This window comes from Shewanella sp. 38A_GOM-205m (assembly GCF_000518445.1).
Lineage (GTDB): Bacteria > Pseudomonadota > Gammaproteobacteria > Enterobacterales > Shewanellaceae > Shewanella > Shewanella algae.
Genome location: NZ_JADP01000033.1, coordinates 19,090 through 41,792 on the forward strand (window position 1 = coordinate 19,090; position 22,703 = coordinate 41,792).

26 protein-coding genes are annotated in these 22,703 nt (G+C 53.0%); 9 read left to right on the top strand and 17 right to left on the bottom strand.

Annotated elements, in window-relative coordinates; translation table 11 throughout:
* Positions 1-5: 5 nt before the first annotated feature.
* The 8 genes from hscA to trmJ form a co-directional block, all read right to left on the bottom strand.
* Positions 6-1,868, bottom strand: coding sequence for a Fe-S protein assembly chaperone HscA (gene hscA / locus N512_RS0116530; RefSeq protein WP_028781031.1), 1,863 nt, complete (start codon positions 1,866-1,868; stop codon positions 6-8).
* 83 nt (positions 1,869-1,951) lie between these two features.
* On the bottom strand, positions 1,952-2,476 hold the full coding sequence (hscB, locus tag N512_RS0116535) for a co-chaperone HscB (RefSeq protein WP_025011493.1): 525 nt from the start codon (positions 2,474-2,476) through the stop codon (positions 1,952-1,954).
* A gap of 23 nt (positions 2,477-2,499) precedes the next feature.
* The gene (gene iscA / locus N512_RS0116540; protein WP_025011492.1) at positions 2,500-2,823 is read right to left on the bottom strand and encodes an iron-sulfur cluster assembly protein IscA; all 324 of its coding nucleotides are present in this window, start codon (positions 2,821-2,823) and stop codon (positions 2,500-2,502) included.
* 14 nt (positions 2,824-2,837) lie between these two features.
* Entirely contained in the window at positions 2,838-3,221 is a 384-nt protein-coding gene (gene iscU / locus N512_RS0116545; protein WP_025011491.1) for a Fe-S cluster assembly scaffold IscU, read from the bottom strand.
* A 32-nt stretch (positions 3,222-3,253) separates the two neighbouring features.
* Positions 3,254-4,468: an IscS subfamily cysteine desulfurase gene (locus tag N512_RS0116550; RefSeq protein ID WP_025011490.1), complete on the bottom strand. Its 1,215-nt coding sequence runs from the start codon at positions 4,466-4,468 to the stop codon at positions 3,254-3,256.
* Between the two features lie 81 nt (positions 4,469-4,549).
* The gene (gene iscR, locus N512_RS0116555) at positions 4,550-5,011 is read right to left on the bottom strand and encodes a Fe-S cluster assembly transcriptional regulator IscR (protein ID WP_025011489.1); all 462 of its coding nucleotides are present in this window, start codon (positions 5,009-5,011) and stop codon (positions 4,550-4,552) included.
* A gap of 198 nt (positions 5,012-5,209) precedes the next feature.
* Positions 5,210-6,031 carry a serine O-acetyltransferase gene (cysE, locus tag N512_RS0116560; RefSeq protein WP_025011488.1) on the bottom strand — a complete coding sequence of 274 codons (822 nt, stop codon included), beginning with the start codon at positions 6,029-6,031 and terminating at the stop codon, positions 5,210-5,212.
* Positions 6,032-6,045: 14 nt separating this feature from the next.
* Positions 6,046-6,774, bottom strand: a complete 729-nt coding sequence (trmJ, locus tag N512_RS0116565) for a tRNA (cytosine(32)/uridine(32)-2'-O)-methyltransferase TrmJ (protein ID WP_025889458.1) — start codon at positions 6,772-6,774, stop codon at positions 6,046-6,048.
* 151 nt (positions 6,775-6,925) lie between these two features.
* Between trmJ and suhB the strand changes: the two genes are divergently transcribed.
* The 6 genes from suhB (at position 6,926) to N512_RS0116600 (ending at position 11,392) form a co-directional block, all read left to right on the top strand.
* Positions 6,926-7,726: an inositol-1-monophosphatase gene (gene suhB, locus N512_RS0116570; RefSeq protein ID WP_028781032.1), complete on the top strand. Its 801-nt coding sequence runs from the start codon at positions 6,926-6,928 to the stop codon at positions 7,724-7,726.
* A gap of 351 nt (positions 7,727-8,077) precedes the next feature.
* Positions 8,078-9,244 carry an NnrS family protein gene (locus tag N512_RS0116575; RefSeq protein ID WP_028781033.1) on the top strand — a complete coding sequence of 389 codons (1,167 nt, stop codon included), beginning with the start codon at positions 8,078-8,080 and terminating at the stop codon, positions 9,242-9,244.
* A gap of 85 nt (positions 9,245-9,329) precedes the next feature.
* Positions 9,330-9,734: a phosphate-starvation-inducible protein PsiE gene (locus N512_RS0116580; protein ID WP_028781034.1), complete on the top strand. Its 405-nt coding sequence runs from the start codon at positions 9,330-9,332 to the stop codon at positions 9,732-9,734.
* Between the two features lie 277 nt (positions 9,735-10,011).
* Complete coding sequence (locus tag N512_RS0116590; RefSeq protein WP_025011485.1) at positions 10,012-10,314, top strand: PilZ domain-containing protein; 303 nt, start codon at positions 10,012-10,014, stop codon at positions 10,312-10,314.
* 72 nt (positions 10,315-10,386) lie between these two features.
* Positions 10,387-11,055, top strand: coding sequence for an AAA family ATPase (locus N512_RS0116595; protein WP_025011484.1), 669 nt, complete (start codon positions 10,387-10,389; stop codon positions 11,053-11,055).
* Entirely contained in the window at positions 11,042-11,392 is a 351-nt protein-coding gene (locus N512_RS0116600) for a hypothetical protein (protein WP_025011483.1), read from the top strand. Before N512_RS0116595 ends, N512_RS0116600 begins: the two co-directional genes overlap by 14 nt.
* On the opposite strand, the gene N512_RS0116605 is transcribed toward N512_RS0116600, so the two are convergent.
* A complete protein-coding gene (locus N512_RS0116605; protein WP_028781035.1) occupies positions 11,386-11,628 on the bottom strand; it encodes a YecH family metal-binding protein in 243 nt (80 codons plus the stop codon). The genes N512_RS0116600 and N512_RS0116605 overlap by 7 nt on opposite strands.
* A 121-nt stretch (positions 11,629-11,749) precedes the next feature.
* Between N512_RS0116605 and N512_RS0116610 the strand changes: the two genes are divergently transcribed.
* The 3 genes from N512_RS0116610 (at position 11,750) to N512_RS0116620 (ending at position 15,710) form a co-directional block, all read left to right on the top strand.
* The gene (locus N512_RS0116610) at positions 11,750-13,426 is read left to right on the top strand and encodes a sensor histidine kinase (protein WP_028781036.1); all 1,677 of its coding nucleotides are present in this window, start codon (positions 11,750-11,752) and stop codon (positions 13,424-13,426) included.
* Complete coding sequence (gene btsR / locus N512_RS0116615; protein WP_025889454.1) at positions 13,423-14,133, top strand: two-component system response regulator BtsR; 711 nt, start codon at positions 13,423-13,425, stop codon at positions 14,131-14,133. Before N512_RS0116610 ends, btsR begins: the two co-directional genes overlap by 4 nt.
* A 134-nt stretch (positions 14,134-14,267) precedes the next feature.
* On the top strand, positions 14,268-15,710 hold the full coding sequence (locus N512_RS0116620; RefSeq protein WP_028781037.1) for a carbon starvation CstA family protein: 1,443 nt from the start codon (positions 14,268-14,270) through the stop codon (positions 15,708-15,710).
* Between the two features lie 82 nt (positions 15,711-15,792).
* On the opposite strand, the gene N512_RS0116625 is transcribed toward N512_RS0116620, so the two are convergent.
* The 8 genes from N512_RS0116625 to tgt form a co-directional block, all read right to left on the bottom strand.
* Positions 15,793-16,341, bottom strand: a complete 549-nt coding sequence (locus tag N512_RS0116625) for a YaeQ family protein (protein WP_025889452.1) — start codon at positions 16,339-16,341, stop codon at positions 15,793-15,795.
* 55 nt (positions 16,342-16,396) lie between these two features.
* Positions 16,397-17,308, bottom strand: a complete 912-nt coding sequence (locus N512_RS0116630) for a precorrin-2 dehydrogenase/sirohydrochlorin ferrochelatase family protein (protein WP_025889451.1) — start codon at positions 17,306-17,308, stop codon at positions 16,397-16,399.
* The gene (locus N512_RS0116635) at positions 17,308-17,667 is read right to left on the bottom strand and encodes a rhodanese-like domain-containing protein (protein ID WP_028781038.1); all 360 of its coding nucleotides are present in this window, start codon (positions 17,665-17,667) and stop codon (positions 17,308-17,310) included. The genes N512_RS0116630 and N512_RS0116635 overlap by 1 nt, the downstream gene beginning before the upstream one ends.
* Positions 17,668-17,697: 30 nt before the next feature.
* The gene (locus N512_RS0116640) at positions 17,698-18,015 is read right to left on the bottom strand and encodes a putative signal transducing protein (protein ID WP_025889448.1); all 318 of its coding nucleotides are present in this window, start codon (positions 18,013-18,015) and stop codon (positions 17,698-17,700) included.
* Positions 18,016-18,264: 249 nt separating this feature from the next.
* Complete coding sequence (gene secF, locus N512_RS0116645; RefSeq protein WP_028781039.1) at positions 18,265-19,212, bottom strand: protein translocase subunit SecF; 948 nt, start codon at positions 19,210-19,212, stop codon at positions 18,265-18,267.
* An 11-nt stretch (positions 19,213-19,223) separates the two neighbouring features.
* Positions 19,224-21,074, bottom strand: coding sequence for a protein translocase subunit SecD (gene secD, locus N512_RS0116650; RefSeq protein WP_028781040.1), 1,851 nt, complete (start codon positions 21,072-21,074; stop codon positions 19,224-19,226).
* 17 nt (positions 21,075-21,091) lie between these two features.
* On the bottom strand, positions 21,092-21,424 hold the full coding sequence (gene yajC / locus N512_RS0116655; RefSeq protein WP_025011473.1) for a preprotein translocase subunit YajC: 333 nt from the start codon (positions 21,422-21,424) through the stop codon (positions 21,092-21,094).
* 28 nt (positions 21,425-21,452) lie between these two features.
* The gene (gene tgt, locus N512_RS0116660; RefSeq protein ID WP_028781041.1) at positions 21,453-22,577 is read right to left on the bottom strand and encodes a tRNA guanosine(34) transglycosylase Tgt; all 1,125 of its coding nucleotides are present in this window, start codon (positions 22,575-22,577) and stop codon (positions 21,453-21,455) included.
* Positions 22,578-22,703 lie beyond the last annotated feature (126 nt).

The following is a 22,703-nucleotide window of genomic DNA, read 5'->3' on the forward strand; positions in this document are numbered from 1 at the left end:
CTCACCTATATGTTATCGACCGACTGACCCTTCAGTGCGGCCCGAATCGAATTGTCCATGCGTCTGGCGGCAAACTCCTGGGTCTGCGCATCCACCGCTTCTATCGCCGCCTTGATGGCATCAACATCGCCATTGGCAGCGGTTTCACTCAAATCAGCCATGGCGCGGTCAACCAGAGCGCGCTCCTCCTGGCTGAGCAGTTCGCCATCTTTCGCAAGCGCCGAGTGCAGCGATTCCAGCACTCTGGCTGCCTCCACTCGCTGCTCGGTGAGCATTCTCAGCTCAATATCCTCTTTGGCGTTCTGCATCGAATCTTTGAGCATTCCGGCAATTTCAGTATCACTCAGACCGAAGGAAGGTTTAACCTGGATGCTGGATTGCACCCCGGTCGACTTCTCCATGGCAGTGACACTGAGCAAACCATCGGCATCGACCTGGAAGGTCACCCGAATATGCGCTGCACCGGCGGCCAATGGTGGAATGCCCTTGAGGGTAAACCGCGCCAGAGAGCGGCAATCGGCCACCAGCTCGCGTTCACCTTGCACCACATGAAACGCCATGGCACTCTGACCGTCTTTGAAGGTGGTGAATTCCTGGGCTCTGGCCACCGGAATGGTGGTATTGCGCGGGATCACCTTCTCCACCAAACCGCCCATGGTTTCAATGCCGAGCGACAACGGGATCACATCCAGCAGCAAGAGATCCGAGTCAGGCTTGTTACCCACCAGGATATCGGCCTGTACCGCAGCGCCTATGGCGACCACTCGATCAGGGTCGATGGACGTCAGCGGCGTCTTGCCAAAGAAGTCACCGACCATTTCCCGCACCAGAGGCACCCGGGTAGAGCCGCCAACCATCACGGTTTCCAGTACCTCATCAGTATCCACTCCGGCATCACGTAGGGCCTTGCGGCAACCCTGAATGGTTTTCTTCACCAGCGTGTTTATCAACTGGTCAAACTCACTGCGACTCACCTCGGCTTCACACTCACTGCCATCTTTCAGTGTCAGCTTAGCAATAGTGCTGTCGCTATCGGTCAACGCTTCTTTTACCCGCCGGGCTTCCATCAGCAACTGCCGCGCTTCCTGGCTTGAAAGCGACTTCAGCGCCATGCGTTCACGCAGTAAGCCTTGCAGCAGTTCATCAAAGTCATCACCACCAAGGCGAGAATCGCCACCGGTTGCAAGTACCTCAAACACGCCGCGGTTGAGGCGCAAAATAGAGATATCAAAGGTGCCGCCGCCCAAGTCATAGACGGCAATGACGCCTTCCTGACCCGAGTCCAGGCCATAGGCAATGGCGGCCGCAGTCGGCTCGTTGAGCAGGCGTAAGACCTTGATACCAAGCAAAGCTGCCGCATCTTTGGTTCCCTGACGCTGGGCATCATCAAAATAAGCAGGCACTGTGATAACCACGCCTTCCAAAGGCCCGCCCAGGGTAGACTCGGCGCGGGCAATCAGGGGGCGCAATACCTCTGCAGACACCTGAACCGGATTCATTTTACCGGCGCGGGTCACAAACAGAGGCAGACCGTTTTCACTGGCTTCAAACTGATAGGGGAAAGCTTGCTCACCGCTTTGCACATCGGCCAAAGAGCGGCCCATGAAACGCTTCACCGACACTATGGTGTTTTCAGGATCCTTGGCCGAATCGGCCAGGGCATCGTGACCCACACGAACACCCTGCTCGCCATAGTGCACCACAGATGGTAATGAATGCCGGCCTTGCTCGTCGGCCAGCGTGCTCGCCTCGCCGCTGCGAACCGCAGCAACCAGGGAGTTGGTAGTACCCAAATCTATCCCTGCGGCCAATCTGTGTTGGTGAGGAGCGGCCATTTGGCCGGGTTCAGCAATCTGCAAAAGTGCCATAGTCTTCCATCTTGTGTTTAAAAAGTTGGCCCAATCAAAAATTGAGCCAACCGTAGGAATATGCTTGAAGGCCGAAGGCGACGTCAGTCGAACAGCGCATCCTGGGCCCGCTGCAGTTCATCCTGCAATTTTGCCATAAACTTCAACTTGCGGACTTGATCTGCCGCGGCTATTGCGTCGGCCTCTTTGGAACTGTGAAGTTGGTTACGCAGCAGCTCTGTCACCTGCTTACGGTAAGCCGCAAATGAAACATCGAGCTCATCGATATCGCTCTGGGCATCGCCGCTCTGGCCTATCTCTTCCAGCGCTTCACGCCATTCCATCTGCTGCATCAAAAAGGCGGTGTCTTTAACCGTGGTGGTCTCGTGACTGATATCCACACCTTTGAGCGCCAACATATGTTCGGCCCGACGGATAGGATCTTTCAGGGTCTGAAAGGCGTCGTTTATCTGGGCAGTGCGGGAAATGGCCAGCAGTTTTTGCTGTTCACTGGCGTTGGCGAACTTGTCGGGATGCACCGCCCGCTGCAGATCGCGATAGCGACTGGCCAGCTCGGCGGTGTCCACATCAAAGGAGGGAGTTAAATCAAACAGCTCGAAATAATTCATATACTCTCAGGCAGCGGTGAAACTCAAACCGTGAAGCTCTCACCGCAACCACACTCACCTTTGGCGTTAGGGTTATTGAATTTAAAGCCTTCGTTAAGTCCTTCCTTGACAAAGTCCAGCTCGATCCCCTGAAGATAGATGAAGCTCTTGGCATCTATGATGATGTTGACACCATCTATGTTGTAAACCTCATCATCTTCGTTGAGTTCGTCGACAAATTCCAGAACGTAAGCCATCCCGCTGCAGCCTGAAGTCTTAAGCCCCAAGCGCAAACCTATGCCTTTTCCTCTGTTGCTCAGAAAGGCACGGACACGCTCGGCGGCGGCAGGCGTCATAGTAATAGCCATCTTAACTCCTGGCGTTATTTAGCTTGCTTGGACTTGTACTCTTCCAGAGCCGCCTTGATGGCGTCTTCGGCCAGAATAGAACAGTGGATCTTCACAGGTGGCAGAGCCAGCTCTTCTGCAATATCCGTGTTCTTGATGGCAGCCGCTTCCTCGATGGACTTGCCTTTAACCCATTCGGTCACCAAAGAGCTTGATGCGATGGCGCTGCCACAGCCATAAGTCTTGAAGCGAGCGTCTTCAATGATGCCCTGGTCGTCAATCTTGAGCTGCAGTTTCATCACGTCACCACAGGCAGGCGCACCCACCATGCCGGTCACTACGGATGGGTCGTTCTTGTCGAAAGAACCTACGTTACGCGGGTTCTCGTAATGATCTATCACTTTTTCACTGTAAGCCATGATACTGCTCCAAATTCATCTATCCGCGGGGATCAGTGGTGTGCCCACTGCACCTGGTTGAGGTCCACACCATCTTTGAACATTTCCCAAAGTGGTGACATTTCTCTCAGTTTGCCAATAGAGTTTTTAATGGTTTCGATTGCGTAGTCGATCTCTTCCTCGGAAGTGAAACGACCGATGGAGAAACGAATTGAGCTGTGCGCCATCTCGTCGTTCAGCCCCAGGGCTCGCAGCACATAGCTGGGCTCCAGACTGGCAGAAGTACAGGCTGAGCCGGAAGATACGGCCAAGTCCTTGAGCGCCATCATCAGCGACTCGCCTTCCACATAGTTAAAGCTGACGTTCAAGCTGCCGCAGGCACGTTGCTCCATATCGCCATTGAGATAGGTTTCTTCGATATCTTTGATACCGTTCCACAGCTTGTCGCGCAGATAGCGAATACGTTCGTTATCTTTTTCCATATCGGCTTTGGCAATGGCTGCCGCTTCGCCCATACCCACAATTTGGTGAGTCGCCAGGGTGCCGCTGCGCATACCACGCTCATGACCACCACCGTGCATCTGGGCTTCCAGACGAATACGAGGCTTACGGCGCACATACAGGGCACCTATGCCTTTGGGGCCATACATCTTGTGCCCCGAGATAGACATGAGGTCTACTTTGGTCTTTTGAATATCGATAGGCAGCTTACCGGCACTCTGGGCAGCATCCACATGGAAGATGATGCCTTTGCTGCGACACAGTTCGCCGATGGCATCAATATCGTGGATCACGCCAATCTCGTTGTTGACATGCATGATGCTGACAAGAATGGTGTCGTCGCGCATGGCCGCTTCCAGGCGCTCCATGGGAATAATACCGTTGGCTGCAGGTTCCAGGTAAGTGACCTCGAAACCTTCACGTTCCAGCTGACGGCAGGTATCCAGTACTGCCTTATGCTCTGTCTTGCTGGTGATGATGTGCTTACCCTTCTTCTGGTAGAAGTGGGCAACACCTTTGATAGCCAGGTTGTCAGATTCAGTGGCGCCGGAGGTGAACACGATTTCACGGGGATCGGCATTGATCAGCTCCGCGACCTGGTTGCGGGCAATATCCACTGCTTCTTCGGCCTGCCAGCCGTAGCGGTGTGAACGGGATGCGGGGTTACCGAATACACCGTCCATTGTCATGTACTGTACCATTTTGTCTGCAACCCGGGGGTCTACAGGCGTTGTTGCGGCATAATCCAAATAGATAGGAAGCTTCATTACACACTCCGTACTTCGCAGTCTCGGCCGAGGCTACATACAACGTACATTATTCGTTTTTATATCCACCAGAGGATCAGCTCAAGCGCTGACTCTCTGCTCCTGCTGCATCTTATCTTGCTTTACCGAGATGAACTGTACATCCCGTTTCTGCATCAGTGCAGCAAGGCTGATGCCATTTAAAAAGTCAGAAATCTGTTTGCTCAGGTCACCCCAGAGCGAATGCGTCAGACATCGGGTGCCACTCTGGCAATTCCCCTGTCCCTGACAACGGGTGGCATCGACAGATTCATCTACCGCATGTACCACCATGCCCACCGAGATATCGTTGGCTTCCAGTCCGAGACGGTAACCACCACCGGGACCGCGCACACTGGCGACCAAGCCTTGTTTTCTCAGTTTGGCAAAGAGTTGTTCTAGGTAAGAAAGGGAAATCCCCTGGCGCTCGGAAATATCTGCCAGCGGTACCGGCCCCTGCGCCGAATGTATGGCCACGTCCAGCATGGCTGTCACTGCGTAGCGACCCTTAGATGTAAGTTTCATAAAACGACCACGGCTCCCAAACAGGTATGTGGGAATTTCAACATACCCGAGCAATTTAGTCAAGTATAAATCCTACTTGTTTACTCGGGTATTAGTGGTTCATAAATCAGGTTGAATACCCTGTCTGCTTGGTGGGGTATTTAACCTTTTTCGCCGCGATTATTCAATGGCAAAAGCCCACAAAATAGCCATTAAGTATCAGATTATGGGATCAAACTCATCCATTGCCTGCTGGCGCTTTTCCGCCGCAGCGGTTTCGGCCTCGCTGAACTCGCCCACATCCAACTCAGGCAGGCGCTCGGTGCAAACACTGCCACCCATTTTCTGAACCGCCTGACAGACTTCCTGTACTTTGGAGTCCATCAGATGCATATGGTCCAGCATCTGGCCTATGGCATTGGCAACAGGGTCGGGGTTGTCGGGTGACACGGCGTAGGCGTCAAAACCATATTTCTTGGCCATGGCGCTGCGACGCTCGCTGGTTTCCTTGGACTGAGCCGACGCCACTGTGACAGCCCGGCCAGGAATACCCACAACAGTAGTGTCCTTGGGCACGTCTTTGACCACCACAGAGTTGGAACCAACCCGGGCACCATCATGCATGGTAATGGGGCCCAGCACCTTGGCCCCCGCTCCTATGACCACGTTATTGCCAAGGGTTGGATGACGTTTACCGGCTTGCCAGGTGGTGCCTCCCAAGGTCACTCCGTGATAAAGGGTACAATCATCGCCAATCTCGGCGGTTTCCCCTATAACAACTCCCATGCCGTGGTCGATGAAGAAGCGCCGACCTATGGTTGCGCCCGGGTGTATTTCCACCCCGGTAAGCCAACGGGAAAAGGTGGACAAACAGCGCGCCAGAAAACACCAATTGGCCTTCCACAGCTTATGACTGATACGGTGCAGCCAAATGGCCTGCATACCCGGGTAATTGAGCAATATTTCCAGCGCACCGCGCGCCGCAGGATCCCTATGGTAAATGGACCCTATGTCCTCTTTCAGTCTGGCTATCACACCCATCTTGATTCCTCGGATTACTCTTCTTTGCTGTCGACCTTTTTCTCTACCGATGTCAGGATCCCGCGCAGTATGTTCATCTCCTGCGTTTCGATTCTGGCACGGGTGAACAGGCGCCGCAGCTTGATCATTACCTGTCCCGGATGATTCTTGATAATAAAGCCGGTTTTTTGCAGTGTCCGTTCCAGATGTTCAAAGAAACGCTCATGATCTTCACTGCTGGGATACTCAACCAGCTCCTGCTCGGCTTGTTGATGCTTCTCCAGCCAGGCCACCCGGGTTTCATAACAGATAAGCTGCACCGCCTGAGCCAGGTTGAGTGAGCTGTATTCCGGGTTGGCGGGGATACACACATGATAGTGGCATTTCTGCAACTCTTCGTTGCTCAGGCCATGGCTTTCACGGCCAAAGACAATGGCAACCGGGCCCTGACTGCTCTCAAGCGCCAATTTACTGCCCGCTTCACGGGGTTCGAGCACGGGCCAGTCGAGAGTGCGGCTGCGGGCACTGGTGGCAATCACCAAGCTGCAGTCTTTAATCGCCTCTTCCAGGCTATCGACCTTGACCAGATGTTTGAGAATGTCGGAGGCACCGGCGGCAAGCGCAATGGACTGGCCATCTGGCTCAACTTTGGGCTCCGCCAGATAAAGGTTGGATAATCCCATTGTTTTCATGGCCCTGGCCACAGAACCTATATTTCCGGGATGCGTGGTACCTACCAGGACGACACGAATATTGGAGAGCATGGAACAACTTCAAAAATAAAAAAATCAGGAGGCGGATGGTACCACAGGCACATTTTTTTGCTTATAGAAAAATCGCCATTTGATATAACTGACAACTAGGGTATAATCTGCGCCGAATTTTTGTCCGTTCTTTAACATCCAGGGGATTGCAATGCATCCGATGCTGACTATTGCCGTGCGCGCTGCTCGCGCTGCGGGCCAAACTATTATGCGTGCCTACACCGAACTCGACCGTATTGAAGTCGATGCCAAAGGTGTCAACGATTTTGTGACCAGTGTAGACAAGGAAGCAGAAGCAGCAATTATCTATCAGATCCGCAAGTCCTATCCTGACCACAGCATAGTGGGTGAGGAAAATGGCGAAAACCGCGGCACCAACCAAGATTATCTGTGGATTGTTGATCCTCTGGACGGCACCAATAACTTTGTTAATGGTGTACCTCACTTCGCCGTTTCCATCGCCATGCAGTACAAAGGCAAGACTGAAGTTGCCGTTGTTTATGATCCTGTTCGCGATGAACTGTTCAGCGCCGTACGTGGTAAAGGGGCCAAGCTGAATGATTTCCGTATCCGTGTAAACAATGTCAGCGATCTGGGCGCTAGTCTGGTTGCCACTGGCTTCCCTTTCAAGGCCCGTCAGCATACTGAAACTTATATGAAGCTGTTTGGCGAGACTTTCTCTCTGTGTGCCGACTTGCGCCGCGCCGGCTCAGCCGCGCTGGATCTGGCCTATGTGGCTGCCGGTCGTGTAGACGCCTTCTTCGAACTGGGCCTCAAGCCGTGGGATATTGCTGCCGGCGATCTGATTGTTCGTGAAGCCGGTGGTACAGTTACCGACTTCAGTGGTGGTCACAACTATCTGCTCTCTGGCAATATCGTTGCCGGTGCGCCTAAAGCCACCAGCCTGCTGGTCAAACGCTTCCGTCCCCTGTTGAGCGACGCTCTGAAGTAAGTTATCAGACAAGTGCTTAAGCAAACATCGCAATAGGCTGCTAAGTGCTGAAGTCTGTTGGTAAAAACCGCCTTATGGCGGTTTTTTTACGCCTGAACGCCAAGAAGATAGAGCGGACTTCAATCCGTTCAAGTAAATCAGATTGAATCAAACAGGATTAAATCAATAAGGCTCTGGCCGAGCCAAGCCGGAATAACCAAGGATGGGGATCGTCCCTCAGTCTCTCATACAGATAACTCTTTGGATATATTTACATGCATTTATATTACACCTTAAAATACCCGAGTATTTTGTTTGGGTATTTAAGGCTAGACTATGAGCAAATCCGGCACTCGCAACACTCAGGGTGGCATCCTCAACATCGATGAACCGGCCAACAAGCAGTTTCCGCTGGCGCTCTTCCGTTTGGGCTTCAGACCTTTTTTTCTCGGCGCCAGCCTGTTCGGCTTGTTGTCACTCTTACTTTGGGGAGCGTTACTCAGTGGTCAAGCACCATTGACGCCCCACGCTAACCCTCTGTGGTGGCATGGTCACGAAATGCTGTTCGGCTTCACAGGCGCTGTTGTCGCGGGCTTTTTGTTAACAGCAGTTCAAAACTGGACAGGGGTTCCAGGTATAAGAGGCTGGCCATTGCTGCTGCTCTGGTGTCTATGGCTGGCTCCCAGACTACTCTTGCTCGATGCCAGCATAGCCCCTTTTACTTTGGTAATGCTGCTGGATCTGGCCTTCTTCCCAGTCACGGCGCTACTGCTCGGGTTGGCTGTAATCCGAGTAAAACAGTGGCGCAACCTGGTGTTTGTGCCTCTGCTGCTATTGCTCTTCGGTGCCAACCTCCTCTCTTATCTCGGCCTTGAACAGCCCGGATTGGCACAAAAAGCACTGCAAGCCGCGGCGCTGCTGGTCATTCTCCTGGTAGCATTACTCGGTGGCAGGGTGATCCCCTTCTTTACCGAGCGCGCCACCGGCTTTAACCGCAAGGCGCCAACCCCTTTACTCGAAGCGCTCAGCTTCGCCTCCTTACCCCTGATGCTTATCAGTTTATTTTTACCCTACCCTTGGCTGACACAAGCATTGGCCTTGCTGGCAGGTGCTGCGCTACTGCTGCGCTGGGCTCGTTGGGGCTGGCGCGCCAGTCTCAAGGTACCACTGCTGTGGTCACTGCATTTGAGTTACCTGTGTATTCCGATCGGGCTGCTGATTATCGGTGTCAGCGGTCAGATGATGTTGGGGTTTCATGCCCTGACCGTTGGCGGTATGGGTGGAATGATCCTGGCTATGATGGCGAGGGTATCTTTGGGGCATTCCGGCAGACCGCTGCAGATTGCCTGGCCCATGATACCCGCCTTTGGCTTGATATTACTGGCTGCAATATTGCGGGTTACGGCAGCTATTGTGCCCCAGGTAAGCCAAATCTTGCTGATGGGCGCGATTATCTGCTGGCTGATGGCATTTGCCACTTTTGTTTTGCTTTACGCACCAATCCTTTGCCGAGCGAGGCTGGATGGCCGCCCCGGTTAAAGGTTCTGTGAAAGCTATCACACAGATTTCGCGGCAGGCAGAAAATTTGCTGATACTATTTAGGAAATGATTTCAGGGAGTTTTCATGGAACTGTATCGCAAATACGGCTCTAAGAGCCTTAAAGCCGTCGAACATCTGGTGTTGATTGTTATTGCCATTGCCACAGTCGTCGCCATTGGCCAGGAGATAGTGCATATCTTCAAAATGGGGGCTGTGGCCCTTGCCGATCTGCTGTTGCTGTTTATCTATCTGGAAGTGTTGGCAATGGTGGCCAATTATGCCGAGTCCGGCAAGTTGCCTGTACGTATGCCACTCTATATCGCGATTGTAGCTTTGGCCCGTTACTTAATTTTGGATATGAAGTCGATGGAGGATTGGCGCATAGTAGCCATTTCAATCTCGACCCTGGTACTGGCGGCAACCGTAATAGTGATCCGCTGGGGGCAGTTGAAGATGCCCTACCCCAAGAATCAAGAGTATGACAACTGAATTCAATGAGCCCGGCAAACGCCGGGTTCTTTTTTATCGGCTCGAGATAACCGGCCGCAGTTACCGACAAATCTATGCTATTTTTAAAACACTTATACCATTGCACATGAGAGTTGACTCACTCAGCAAAAATAAAAGCTGTGGTGGCAAATAGGGCAAGAAAGGTTTATCAGGGTAGTTCGACCTTGGCCTTGGATGCATACACGGCAACGAGTGACTCTAACTTAGATAATGCATGGGAAACTGCCGACTATCCATTGAATTAAAGGGGACCGACATGGATGAAAATCTGGATGACTTTATCGAAAGACGCAGATCACTGCGAGTCGATCTGGAGGCGGAGCGGATCAGGCTTCATTGGTTGGATAAAGCGGGCAATGAGCACATTGACGATGGTGTCTGTATCGATCTGTCCAGACGGGGAATTTTGTTTGAATACAGTCAGCCTTTTGCCTTGGGAGAACTGGTATCCGTGACCTTCCATGCCGGAACCGATGCCCAAAACACTGTAAAAGGACAGGTGTGCCGTTGCAGCGAGAGTCATCCAAAGAGTTTTCACATCGCTATGCAACTTATCTAGACTCCGACGCAGTATCCGGGGTGTTCTATACTTTAATTCAACATAAGTACCGAGGACACGGGGAGAAAATTCATGATACTGCTCGTAGGTGGGGAGAAAGGTGGTAGTGGCAAGAGCTGCCTGGCCCAGAATTTGGCTGTACACATTACCCAGAAATATCAGGCCAATGTACTGATGGTCGACTGTGACCCACAGCGCACCACATCCGACTGGATCCAGGCCCGTAACAATGACCCTTCCCTGCCGGCCATCAACTGTATTCAGCTCTACGGCAAGATCCGCAACGATCTCCTGAGTCTCGATGAACGTTTCGACTATGTGATAGTCGACTGTGGCGGTCAGGACAACCTGGCAATGCGCGCCGCCATGTCGGTTGCCAGCTATGTGGTGATCCCCTTGAGGCCCAAGCGGCGCGATTTGAAGACCTTGCCGCATATGGAAGATATGCTCAGCACCTGTAAGATGGTCAATCCCAAGATGGTGGCGACAATTGTACTGACCCAATGCCCGGCCCTGCCCTCACAGTTCAAACGCATTCTTGAAGCCAAGGATGTGGTCAACTCATTCGGTCTCAGGGTGCTGGATTCAGTGACCTTCAGCCGTAACATTTATGATGACAGCGAAGAAAAAGGCTCCTCGGTCATCGAAATTGAGCCCGATGGAAAAGCCGCCGAGGAAATTCGCAATATCGCCGACGAGCTGTTAGCCATTCCGCCGGAAAACTCTTATGAGCTTAACTGATCTCAAACGCCAAAAGATCAAACCCAAGGCAAAGAAGGTCTCTGTCGAGGATTTTATCGAAGATGCCAACAACTATGCTCATGGGAAACCCAGCCGCTTAACCGGGATAGCGGCCGCCAAATCCCAAACGGGTCTGGATAAAAAATCCACCCGTCTCTATCGCCATGCCACTTTTACCTTGACCGAAGCCAGCATCAGCCAGCTGGACAGCATCGCCCGTAAGACAGGTATTGCCAAATCCAGGCTGCTGCGGATCTTCATTCGCGACTTTCATAACCTGAGCGATAAAGCCCAGGCCGAAATGATCGCCCGAGATGAGGCAGGCGAAACTCAGTGACGGCAAATTTTGCTCTCAAGGGTGCTCAGCCCCTGAGGTGATTCGATAAATTTGCCCTTGGCGGCCAGGAAGTTGAGCAAGGCGTCGGCATCCATTCCCTCGGCGCTGCAGGTATGATAACGGGCGTCTTTACCGAAACGCTCCTGCATCAGTGCCTTGAGATTGTTCCTCTGAATGGGAGCGGTTTGTTCCAGCAACAACTGCAGCACCTGATGGCCATGTACCGAAGAATTCATGTATCCTCCACAAAATAATGAGTCGCTGCCGATTTTTAACGGATTTTGCTGCAGCATTCCCTGATTTTGCGCAACTTGTTTGTCATTATGGCGGCGGTTTGCTTGCGCAAGAGGAGTTTTCATGTCCCTTATTCTATTGCTGACACAACAGATGAGCCTGTATTTGGTGATTGTTTATCTGGTCAGCAAGACCCCTTTGTTCAAGCTGTTTACCGAGGCATCGACCCGGCTGCCCCATAAGATCTTTCTCTATCTGGTATTTTCCAGCTTTTGCATCATGGCCACTTACTTTGGTGAGCAGACCCATGGTGCCATCGCCAATACCCGCGCCATGGGCGCCGTACTCGGTGGCCTGCTCGGCGGCCCGACAACAGGTTTGCTGGTTGGCCTGACGGGAGGTTTACACAGGTATAGCTTGGGTGGTTTTACCGATCTGGCCTGCGCGGTTTCCACCACCCTGGAAGGTTTATCCGCCGGGATGATCAGCTATTATCTGCGCCGTCAGGGCAAGGCCGAGTTGGTATTCAATCCCATTCTGGTGTGTCTTATCACCTTTTATGCCGAGATGATGCAGATGAGCATTATCCTGCTACTGGCAGAGCCTTTTGATGAAGCCTGGGATTTGGTGCGCCAAATAGCCCCACCCATGTTGCTGGTCAACTCCATAGGCGCAGCCCTGTTCATGAGCATAGTGCGGGACCAAAAAACCATGTTCGATAAGCTCTCATCCAGTTTCTCTACCAAGGCACTGAAAATCGCCGAGCGCAGTGTGGGACTCTTGAGCTCCGGCTTCAACGAGGAAACCAGCACCCAGGTTGCCAAGATAGTCATAGAGGAAACCAGTGTCGGCGCTGTGGCCATCACAGACAGGGAAAAACTCCTGGCCTTTATCGGCATAGGAGCCGATCACCACTTGCCCGGCACTCTGATATCGTCCCAAATAACCCTGGATGCCATACAACAGAATAAGGTGATGTTTGCCGACGGAGTAGAGGTTCCCTATGCCTGCTCCATCTCCCCCGGTTGTAAATTAGGCTCCAGTTTGGTGATCCCGCTTCGCAGCGACAACGAGGTCATAGGGACCATTAAACTGTATGAACCCAAGAACAAGTTGTTTCTCAATATCAACCGTACTCTGGGGGAAGGTATCGCCCGCCTGCTGTCGAATCAGATTCTCTATGGCCGTTTCGAGCAGCAGCAAAACCTGCTGACCCAGGCCGAGCTCAAACTGTTGCAAGCTCAGGTCAACCCGCATTTCCTGTTCAACGCGCTCAATACCATAGGGGCTATCATTCGTCGCGATCCGCCCATGGCCAGAACCTTGCTGCAACAGCTGAGTCAGTTTTTACGGATTAACCTCAAGCGTACTGCCGGCCTGGTGACCCTGGGAGATGAGCTTGAGCATATCGAAGCCTATCTCACCATAGAAAAAGCCCGCTTCATTGATAAGCTCGAGGTAGATATCGCCATTCCCGAATCTCTGCTGGCCATCAGAGTACCGGCCTTTACCCTGCAACCCATCATAGAAAACGCGGTCAAACACGGCACTTCGCATCTGATAGACACTGGCCGTATTCAGGTAGAAGGCCGCCGCACCGATGACAGACTCATACTGGAAGTCACGGATAATGCAGGGCTCTATCAACCCGCCGAAGAATCCGACGGCCTGGGGATGAACCTGGTGCACAAAAGAATACAGAATCTCTTCGGTACAGATTACGGTGTCAGTGTCGAATGCCGGCGCGACAGTTACACTAGAGTCAGCATACATTTACCCATAACGGAAACAGCCCTGTGATCACTTGTCTTATTGTCGATGACGAACCTTTTGCCCGAGAAGAGTTGGCAGAGCTGCTGCTTCAGGCCGGCGACATTGAAATTCTCGGCCAATGTGGCAACGCCATAGAGGCCATGCAAGCGATAGCCAAGCTCAAGCCTCAATTGCTGTTCCTGGATATTCAAATGCCAAGGATCAGCGGCATGGAGCTTATCGCCATGCTGGATCCAGACAATATGCCCAGAGTAGTATTTGTTACCGCCTACGATGAATTTGCCGTCAAGGCCTTCGATAACCATGCCTTCGACTATCTGCTCAAACCCCTGGATGAGAAGCGCCTCAGCCAAACCCTGGATAAGCTTCGCCGGGATCTCAGACCTCAGTCGCTGTCGGCCATAGCGCCGCAACAACTGCAACACCTGCCCTGCTTCAGCGGCAACCGTCTCAAGGTGGTCCCTGTCACCGAGGTGGAGTTTGTCTTCAGCGATCTCGGTGGGGTGCATGTGGCGACCGCCAGGGAGAAGGTTCATACCCAGTTGACACTGAAGCTGCTGGAAGAAAAAACCCCGCTGCTCAGATGCCATCGCCAGTATCTAGTGGCGCCCACCGCCATTGCCGAGATAGAACTGCTGGAAACAGGCGCCGAGGTCACCACCCGCAGCGGCGCCAAGATCCCGGTATCGAGACGCTTTCTCAAGCCGCTAAAACAGCTGTTTGGTTACCAGTAAAGCACAAGCTAACAACCGCTCGGCGCCCTAGATAACCGCTCACCCCCGACTTTTGACCGCTAACCCAGTTCCCGCTGGGCCTTGTAACCAAAGTGTTTACAATTGCGTCAACTCAAATCGGGGAGATAACAACTATGATGTGGTTTCTGCTGTGTGTCGGTCTGTTGATCGGCGGCTACTTCATCTACGGTACTTTTGTAGAAAAAATATTCGGGATTAACAATAAAAGACAAACACCCGCCTACGCCCAAACAGATGGTGTCGACTATGTGCCCATGTCCAAAGGCAAAGTCTACCTTATCCAACTGCTGAACATAGCCGGTGTGGGCCCTATTTTCGGTCCTATTCTGGGGGCCCTTTACGGCCCGGCGGCCATGTTGTGGATTGTTATCGGCTGTATCTTTGCCGGTGCAGTACACGACTACTTCTCCGGCATGCTGTCGGTACGTAACGGCGGTCAGTCAGTGCCTAACCTGGCGGGTAAATACCTTGGCAAAGGCGCCAAGAATTTTATGAACATCTTCGCCATCATATTGCTGTTGTTGGTGGGTGTGGTGTTTATCTCAGCTCCGGCCGGCTTGCTCGGTAAACTCACCGGCGGCAGCGTCGGCCTGTTTGTCGGCATCATCTTTGTTTACTACCTGATTGCCACCATAGTGCCGGTAGACAAAATTATAGGTCGCCTCTATCCCTTCTTCGGCGCCTTGCTGCTGTTCATGTCTGTCGGTTTGACCATAGCCATAGTGCTGTCCAGTGAGCATACTCTGCTGCCGGGCTTTGAAGCCGGTGACTTCCTGCAGAACTTGAATCCGGACAATGCCCCACTGTGGCCGGCACTCTTCATCACCATCGCCTGTGGTGCCGTTTCAGGTTTCCATGCAACTCAGTCTCCCTTGATGGCCCGCTGCGTTGAAAATGAATCCAATGGCCGCTTCGTGTTCTACGGCGCCATGATAGGCGAAGGTATCATCGCCCTTATCTGGTGTGCCGCGGCTCTGTCTTTCTTCGACGGCGTCGAAGGGCTTAAAGCCGGTATGGACGGCAACCCTGCCAACGTGGTTTACAGTGCATCAACCGGTCTTCTCGGTGCTGTCGGTGGCTTTATGGCGGTGCTTGGAGTCATCATTCTGCCTATCACTTCCGGCGATACCGCCTTCCGCTCCGCCAGGCTGATCTTGTCTGAGTATTTCAATATGCCTCAGACAGAGATGCCCAAGCGATTGATGCTGGCAATTCCGCTGTTCATCATAGGGGCGATACTGACCCAGGTAGACTTCGGTGTAATTTGGCGCTACTTCGGGGTCGCCAACCAGGCAACAGCGGTAATGATGCTGTGGACAGCCTCGGCCTACCTGCTGCGTCACAACAAGCTGCACTGGATCTGTACCATTCCAGCGATGTTTATGACCACGGTAGTGATAAGCTTCTTGCTCAACTCCAGTACCCTGGGTGCCGGTCTGCCAATGACAGTATCCACCATCAGCGGCATAGTGGTGACCCTGCTGGTAACCGCCTTGGTGATAATAAAGACCAAAGGCCGTAACGAGGTCGATGAGGTGATCCCTGAAGAGGGTTAAGCTCAGGAAACCTGCATAACCCAAGAGCCGCCCTTTTGAGGCGGCTCTTGTTATTTAAAACAACTCGCAGCAACCGAAACAATCACAGCGCCAAGGGCTTCAACACCTTAGGCTCCACCATCACACTGGCACTGTCGCTGCTCAGGTAAATAATCCCGTCGCTGATATTGCAGCCCAGTTTCATTGAGCGGCTGACCAATTGCGCCATCTCCTTCACCTGCTCTTCGGGTATCTCCCAAACCTTGAGGTTGGCATAACGGTTAAAGGCATGCTGATTCTGTTGCCACCATACAGGCACGCTGCGGCCACCATAGGTAAACAGCTGCACTTCATCGGCGCGGCCGCTGGCCTTGCGCAGCCATTTTTCATCGCTCTGGCCAAACTCGACCCACAAACGAATATCACCGTTAAGCTCGCGATCCCAAAGTTCAGGCTCATCATCGACACACAAGCCCTTGCTGAAGGCCAAACTGTCAGTGGCGTTGAGCGCAAAAGCCAGCAAGCGCACCATCATACGCTCGTCGGTTTCCGACGGATGCTGAGCAATGGTCAGCTGATGATCCTGATAATAATGCCTGTCCATGTCAGCAATACTGAGCTGAACTTTAAAAATACTCGCCTTCAAGGCCATGATAACTTCTCTGTGATAAAGAGGCTGATGCTGCCTCAATAAGGAAATAAAGGGGTTAAATAGCGCCGGGGCGCAAATGTTTGGCGAACGGAAACGCCGCCTTGAGCCTGGCGACTTCGTTTGCGTCGGCAAGACGCAACATCCGCATACCGGCTTGATAGGATGCCAACAGGCCGCTGTCTGCCATGGGCGCAGTACGTGACGCGTCCCGGCGGATAAGCTCCAGCAACTCAGCCGTAGGGGCGGCATCTGTTATCAGGCTGTCTATCCGCTGCAACATAGGCATCGCAGCCAGCGGCAACAACTGCAGATGACAGTCATCTGCCAACAGCAGTAACTCCCCTTGGGCTTCACCTGAGGCAAAGCTCAACTCGAAATTCTCCCGGGTGCTGGCGTCAAACCTGTCACCATTGAGCTTAAAGAAATGCTCCCAGAAGCGCCGCCTGGCATCCACCGAAGGCAGGCGCTGCTGCACTTCCTCTCTGTGCTCGGCGATAAAGTCCAGCAAAGGGCTGAGGCTCGGCGGCAGCAGAGTTTCAAGTTTGGCTCGCAAGTCTCTTGCAAACACAGGCGCGGCGCCTGCTGTGCTGATAGCCATTACCAGTCGCCCTCTATCGACGATTGAGGGGGTGATAAAATCACACTCGGATGGGGTATCGACCACATTGACCCATACACCAAGCTCGCGCGCCTTGGACGCCAGTGTTTGGTTCAGATGACTGTCGGCTGTAGCCAGATAAACCAGCTCCCGCTCGGCAAGATCCCGCTCCTCTGCGCATCGGCGCGACAGCCAAATTCGGCCACTGGCCGCATAGGCTTCCACCTCGGCGCTCACCTTGGGCGCCACAACGTGAATTTCGGCTTCGGTTCTGGCCAAGAGATCCAGTTTGCGGCTGGCCACTTCGCCGGCACCGACCAGCAGCACTCTTATCCGCGATGTATCAACAAAAAGGGGAAAATATTGCATTAATCCTGTACCAAAGGCAGTTCGTGGGCGCACCAGGCTCGATAACCACCGGCAAGCGAGGCCACATTTCGGTATCCCTGCTGTTGCAGGCTCAGTGCTGCCAATAAGGCGCGTTGCCCACCGCCACTATAGAGTAACAGTGCGGCCGACTTGTCCGGAAATCGCTTGGCAATATCACGCTCCAGTATGCCGCGGGACAAGTGTTTGGCCAGCGGCAGACGATCTTTGAGCCACTCATGATCTTCACGTACATCGATAAGTTGCCAACCGTCGTCCTGCTGATACTCTTCAATGCTTAGCTCTCGGACCTGGCCTCTTGCCTGTTCGACCAAGGCCATAAAATCAAGGCTGTTTGTCATTTGCCACTCCCGGGCTGTGCCACCGATAACTTAATTATGGCACTCGCTGCGTTCGGCGCTGCACTGCCAACAGAGCTCAAAACTGGCATCGTTGAATTCATGACATTGCAGGCACTGCCACTGGGGTCTATCGGCATTGAGACTAGCCAGCTGCGATTGAGCCTGCTCCCGCTGAGATTCCGGGACCCAAAGTTCAACGGTTTGCATATCAACCGGCAACTCTCCCACACCGCCCAGCAGAGCTTCACCACGCAGTTCGACCCTCAATCCTGAGGTCTCAAGCATTCCCTTCCAGGTATGAGCCTGCAGCAGATTACCACCGGCTACCATGACTTTTCGTTCTTCCATGTTTCTTCCTACAACTTTAGGCTCTGCCGCAGCAGAGAAATTAAGGAATGGATCCTGTGGAAGGATCCGCTGCCCATGCTACTGATAAACGCCTGGACTGTCGAGTGACAGAATTAAGTGAATTTACTTTTTGATAACAAAACCGCAAATCTACACCAAAAACTGATTGGGGAGCCTGACTTCAAAATCGTTTCCAGCTATCCAGACACAAAAAAGCCACCCGCAGGTGGCTTTTTCAACTTGGGTTTATCAGGGCATCAGCGAGGGCTGATCGGCGCCTTCTTTCTCTACTTCCACCGGCATCATATGCTCACGATTGATCCCAAGCTTAATTGCCAGGAAGCTCGCCACATAGATGGAGGAGTAAGTACCCACCAAAATCCCCATCAGCAATGCCGTGGCAAAGCCATGAATCAAAGTGCCGCCCTTGAGGAACAGCGCAACCACAGTAATAAGCGTGGTTCCGGTGGTAATAATGGTACGGCTCATGGTCTGGGTGATTGAGGTATTCACCACTTCCACAGGTGTTGCCTTACGCATCTTGAGGAAGTTCTCACGGATACGGTCAAACACTACGATAGTATCGTTGAGCGAGTAACCCACCACGGTCAGCAAGCCTGCCAGTACCGTCAGGTCAAACTCCAACTGCAGGAAGGAGAACAAGCCCAGTGTCACTATCACGTCGTGCGCCAATGCGGCAACCGAGCCCATGGCCAGACGCCACTCGAACCGGAAAGAGACGTAGATAAGAATACAGATAAGCGCAACCAGTACCGCCAGGCCGCCCTGCTCTGCCAATTCCTTACCGACCTGAGGGCCGACAAACTCTACACTCTTTTGCTGCACAGCCGGGTCTTGTTTGGCTGCAGCGGCGAAGACTTCCTTGACCTGAAGGTCGCTCTTGATGCCTTCTCGCACCTGCAGGCGCACTACCACATCGCGGCTGGAACCGAAGTTCTGTACCACGGCGCCCGAGGTCAGCTCAGTGTCCAAGGCAAGACGCAGCTCGTCCAGGTTAGCGGGTTTACTGAATTCCATGATGACAGAGGTGCCACCGGTGAAATCCAGTCCCCAGTTGATCCCCTTGGTTGCCAGGGAAGCCAGGGAAGCCACTACCAGCACTGCCGACATAATACTGATGGGCAGAGCGTGACGCAGGAAGTTGATAGAGCCTTTAAATGATAAAATCTGCAACATAATCAGCTTCCTCAGATCGACAGTTTCTTCACGCGCTTGCCGCCCCACATGGCGTTTACAATCGCCCGGGTGCCGACAATAGCGGTAAACATGGATGTCGCGATACCTATCATCAGGGTCACGGCGAAGCCTTTGATGGCGCCGCTGCCCACTGCGAACAGGATAAGTGCGGTGATGAAGGTGGTAATGTTGGCATCGGCAATGGTGGAGAACGCGTTGCCATAACCTTCATGAATAGCCTGCTGAACACTGCGACCTGCGCGAAGCTCCTCACGGATACGCTCATAGATAAGCACGTTGCCATCCACCGCCATACCCACGGTCAGCACCATACCGGCGATACCCGGCAGAGTTAGCACTGCGCCCGGGATCATCGACATAACACCAACAACCATGATCAGGTTGGCACACAGCGCCAGGTTGGCAATAACACCAAAGGCGCGGTAGTAGATCAGCATGAAGATCAATACCACGGCCATACCCCAGAGCATCGCCTGCATCCCATTTTCAATGTTTTCGGCACCCAGGCTTGGGCCTATGGTGCGTTCTTCCACTATGGATACAGGTGCAATCAGCGCGCCGGCACGCAGCAGCAACGCCAGGTTCTGGGCTTCACCATGAGACAGACCCGTGATAACAAAGTTACGGCCGAGGCGAGCCTGAATGGTTGCGACAGAGATCACTTCCTCTATCTTATCCATCTTCACGCTGCCGTCAGGGTTACGCTTGCCGCTGTCCTTATACTCGATGAACAGGGTCGCCATCGGTTTGCCGATGTTGTCCTTGGTCACGTTGGAGAAGATACTGCCGCCCTTGGCGTCCAGGCTGATACTCACCTGAGGCCGGCTGTATTGGTCGAAGCTTGGCTGAGCGCCGGTAATATGATCACCGGTCAGCATCACCTCTTTCTTCAATACGGCAATACCGCCTTCACGACGAGGATACACCTCGGAACCGGGTGGTACCCGTCCCGATTGCGCCGCGTTCATGTCGGCTTTCTCGTCGACCATATGGAATTCAATGGAAGCGGTCGCCCCGAGGATCTCTTTGGCGCGAGCCGTATCCTGTACCCCAGGCAGTTCAACGATAATGCGCTCGGCGCCTTGACGTTGTACTACGGGTTCAGCAACCCCAAGTTCGTTCACCCGGTTACGAATAGTGGTGATGTTCTGCGACAGAGCGTCTTCTTTCACCTGCTTGAGGTAGACTTCGCTCATGGTGGCCAGCAGGGCAAAGTTGCTGCCCTCGCTGGCATCGCTGAATACCATATCGTTGGAGCGACTCTTCAGGAAACTCTCGGCCTTGGCCAGGTTCTCGGCATCGCGGAACTTGATCTCAATACCTTTGGCCGTAGCCTTGACACCCGAGTAGCGGATCCCCTCTTCCCGCAGCTGACTGCGGAAATCGGCGATCTTGGCTTCTTCCATCTTGCGAATGGCTTCGCCCATGTCCACTTCCATCAGGAAGTGCACACCACCACGAAGGTCAAGACCCAGTTTCATCGGTGAACCACCGAGAGACTCGAGCCAAGCCGGTGTGGCCGGTGCCAGGTTCAACGCCACGCTGAACTTGTCACCCAAGGCTTCGGCTATCGCTTCTTTGGCCAACAACTGCTGTTCGGCATTGTTGACTCTGACGAGTAACTGACCGTTTTCCAACTCGGAACGCTTGACACCTATCCCCTTGCTTTGCAGCAAGTCGTTAACCTGTGTCTGGGTAGTGACAGTCACATCCGCACCGCGGGTGCCCACCACTTGTACCGCGTGATCCTCACCAAAGAGGTTAGGTACGGCATAGAAAGCCCCGATGGCGATGATAATCACCACCATCAGGTTCTTCCATAAAGGATACTTATTTAACACGCCTCAGCCCCCTTGGCTTATAGCGACTGGATAGAGCCTTTTGGCAATACCGCCGCGATATAATCTTTTTTGATGGTGATCTGGGTGCTGTCGTTCAGGCTCAGCAGAACATAATCATTCTCGTCGCTGATCTTGGCAATTTTGCCTATGATGCCACCGCTGGTCAGGACTTCGTCGCCCTTACCCAGGGACGCCATCAGATTTTTGTGCTCTTTAACACGCTTGGACTGAGGACGGAAGATCATGAAATAGAAGATCAGACCGAAGATCACCAGCATGAACACCAATTCCATGGTACCGCCAGACTGAGGAGCACCGGCTGCACTAGCGTAAGCATTTGAAATAAACATATTTTTCTCTTCTTATCAGCAAATAAAATCAATCCACCAATTCAGGTACTTCACGGCCTTGACGACCATAGAAGTCCTTCACAAAGGCGTCTAATGTACCTGTCTCAATGGCGCCGCGCAAACCTTCCATTAACCTTTGGTAGTAACGCAGGTTATGTATGGTATTGAGACGGGCCCCGAGAATTTCATTACAGCGGTCCAGATGGTACAGATACGCCCGTGAGTAGTTCTTACAGGTGTAGCAGTCACATTCCGGATCCAGCGGTGATGTGTCGTCACGATGCCGCGCGTTGCGGATCTTGATAACACCTTCTGTGACAAACAGGTGGCCGTTGCGGGCATTACGGGTTGGCATCACACAGTCAAACATGTCGATACCGCGACGTACGCCTTCAACCAGATCCTCCGGTTTGCCTACCCCCATCAAATAACGGGGCTTGTCTGTTGGGATCTGCGGGCAAACATGCTCCAGTACTCTGTGCATGTCCGCCTTGGGTTCCCCTACAGCCAAGCCGCCGACGGCATAGCCGTCAAAACCTATTTCCAACAAGCCTTTGAGGCTTTCATCACGCAGATCTTCATAGACACTGCCCTGAATAATCCCGAACAGTGAGTTGGGGTTTTCCAGGCGGTCGAACTCATCCCGTGAACGTTTTGCCCAGCGCAGTGACATCTGCATCGACTTGCGGGCTTCGTCATGAGTGGCCGGATACGGCGTGCACTCATCGAAAATCATCACCACATCCGAGCCGAGCGAATATTGGATCTGCATCGACTTCTCGGCATCCATGAAAATCTTTTCGCCGTTAATGGGCGAGCGGAAATGCACCCCTTCTTCGGTGATCTTGCGGATATCACCGAGACTGAAAACCTGGAAACCACCCGAGTCAGTAAGAATCGGCCGCTGCCAGTTCATGAAATCGTGCAGGTCACCATGCTTACGCATGATCTCTTCACCTGGGCGCAGCCAGAGGTGGAAAGTGTTTCCCAGTAGAATATCGGCTCCGGTGGCGCGCACTTCTTCCGGAGTCATCCCCTTCACAGTGCCGTAAGTTCCAACCGGCATAAAAGCCGGGGTTTCGACAGTGCCACGGTCAAAAATCAATCGGCCCCGGCGTGCGCGGCCATCAGTTGTATCCAATTCAAATTTCATGACTTACCTCGTCAGAGAAACAGTCTGACCTTAATTACGCGGACTTAGGCCGCAGCGTATAGACAACAGAGGGTCAAAAAGGCAAAAGGTTCACCCTTAAGACAAAATACCCGCTCATTGAGGCGG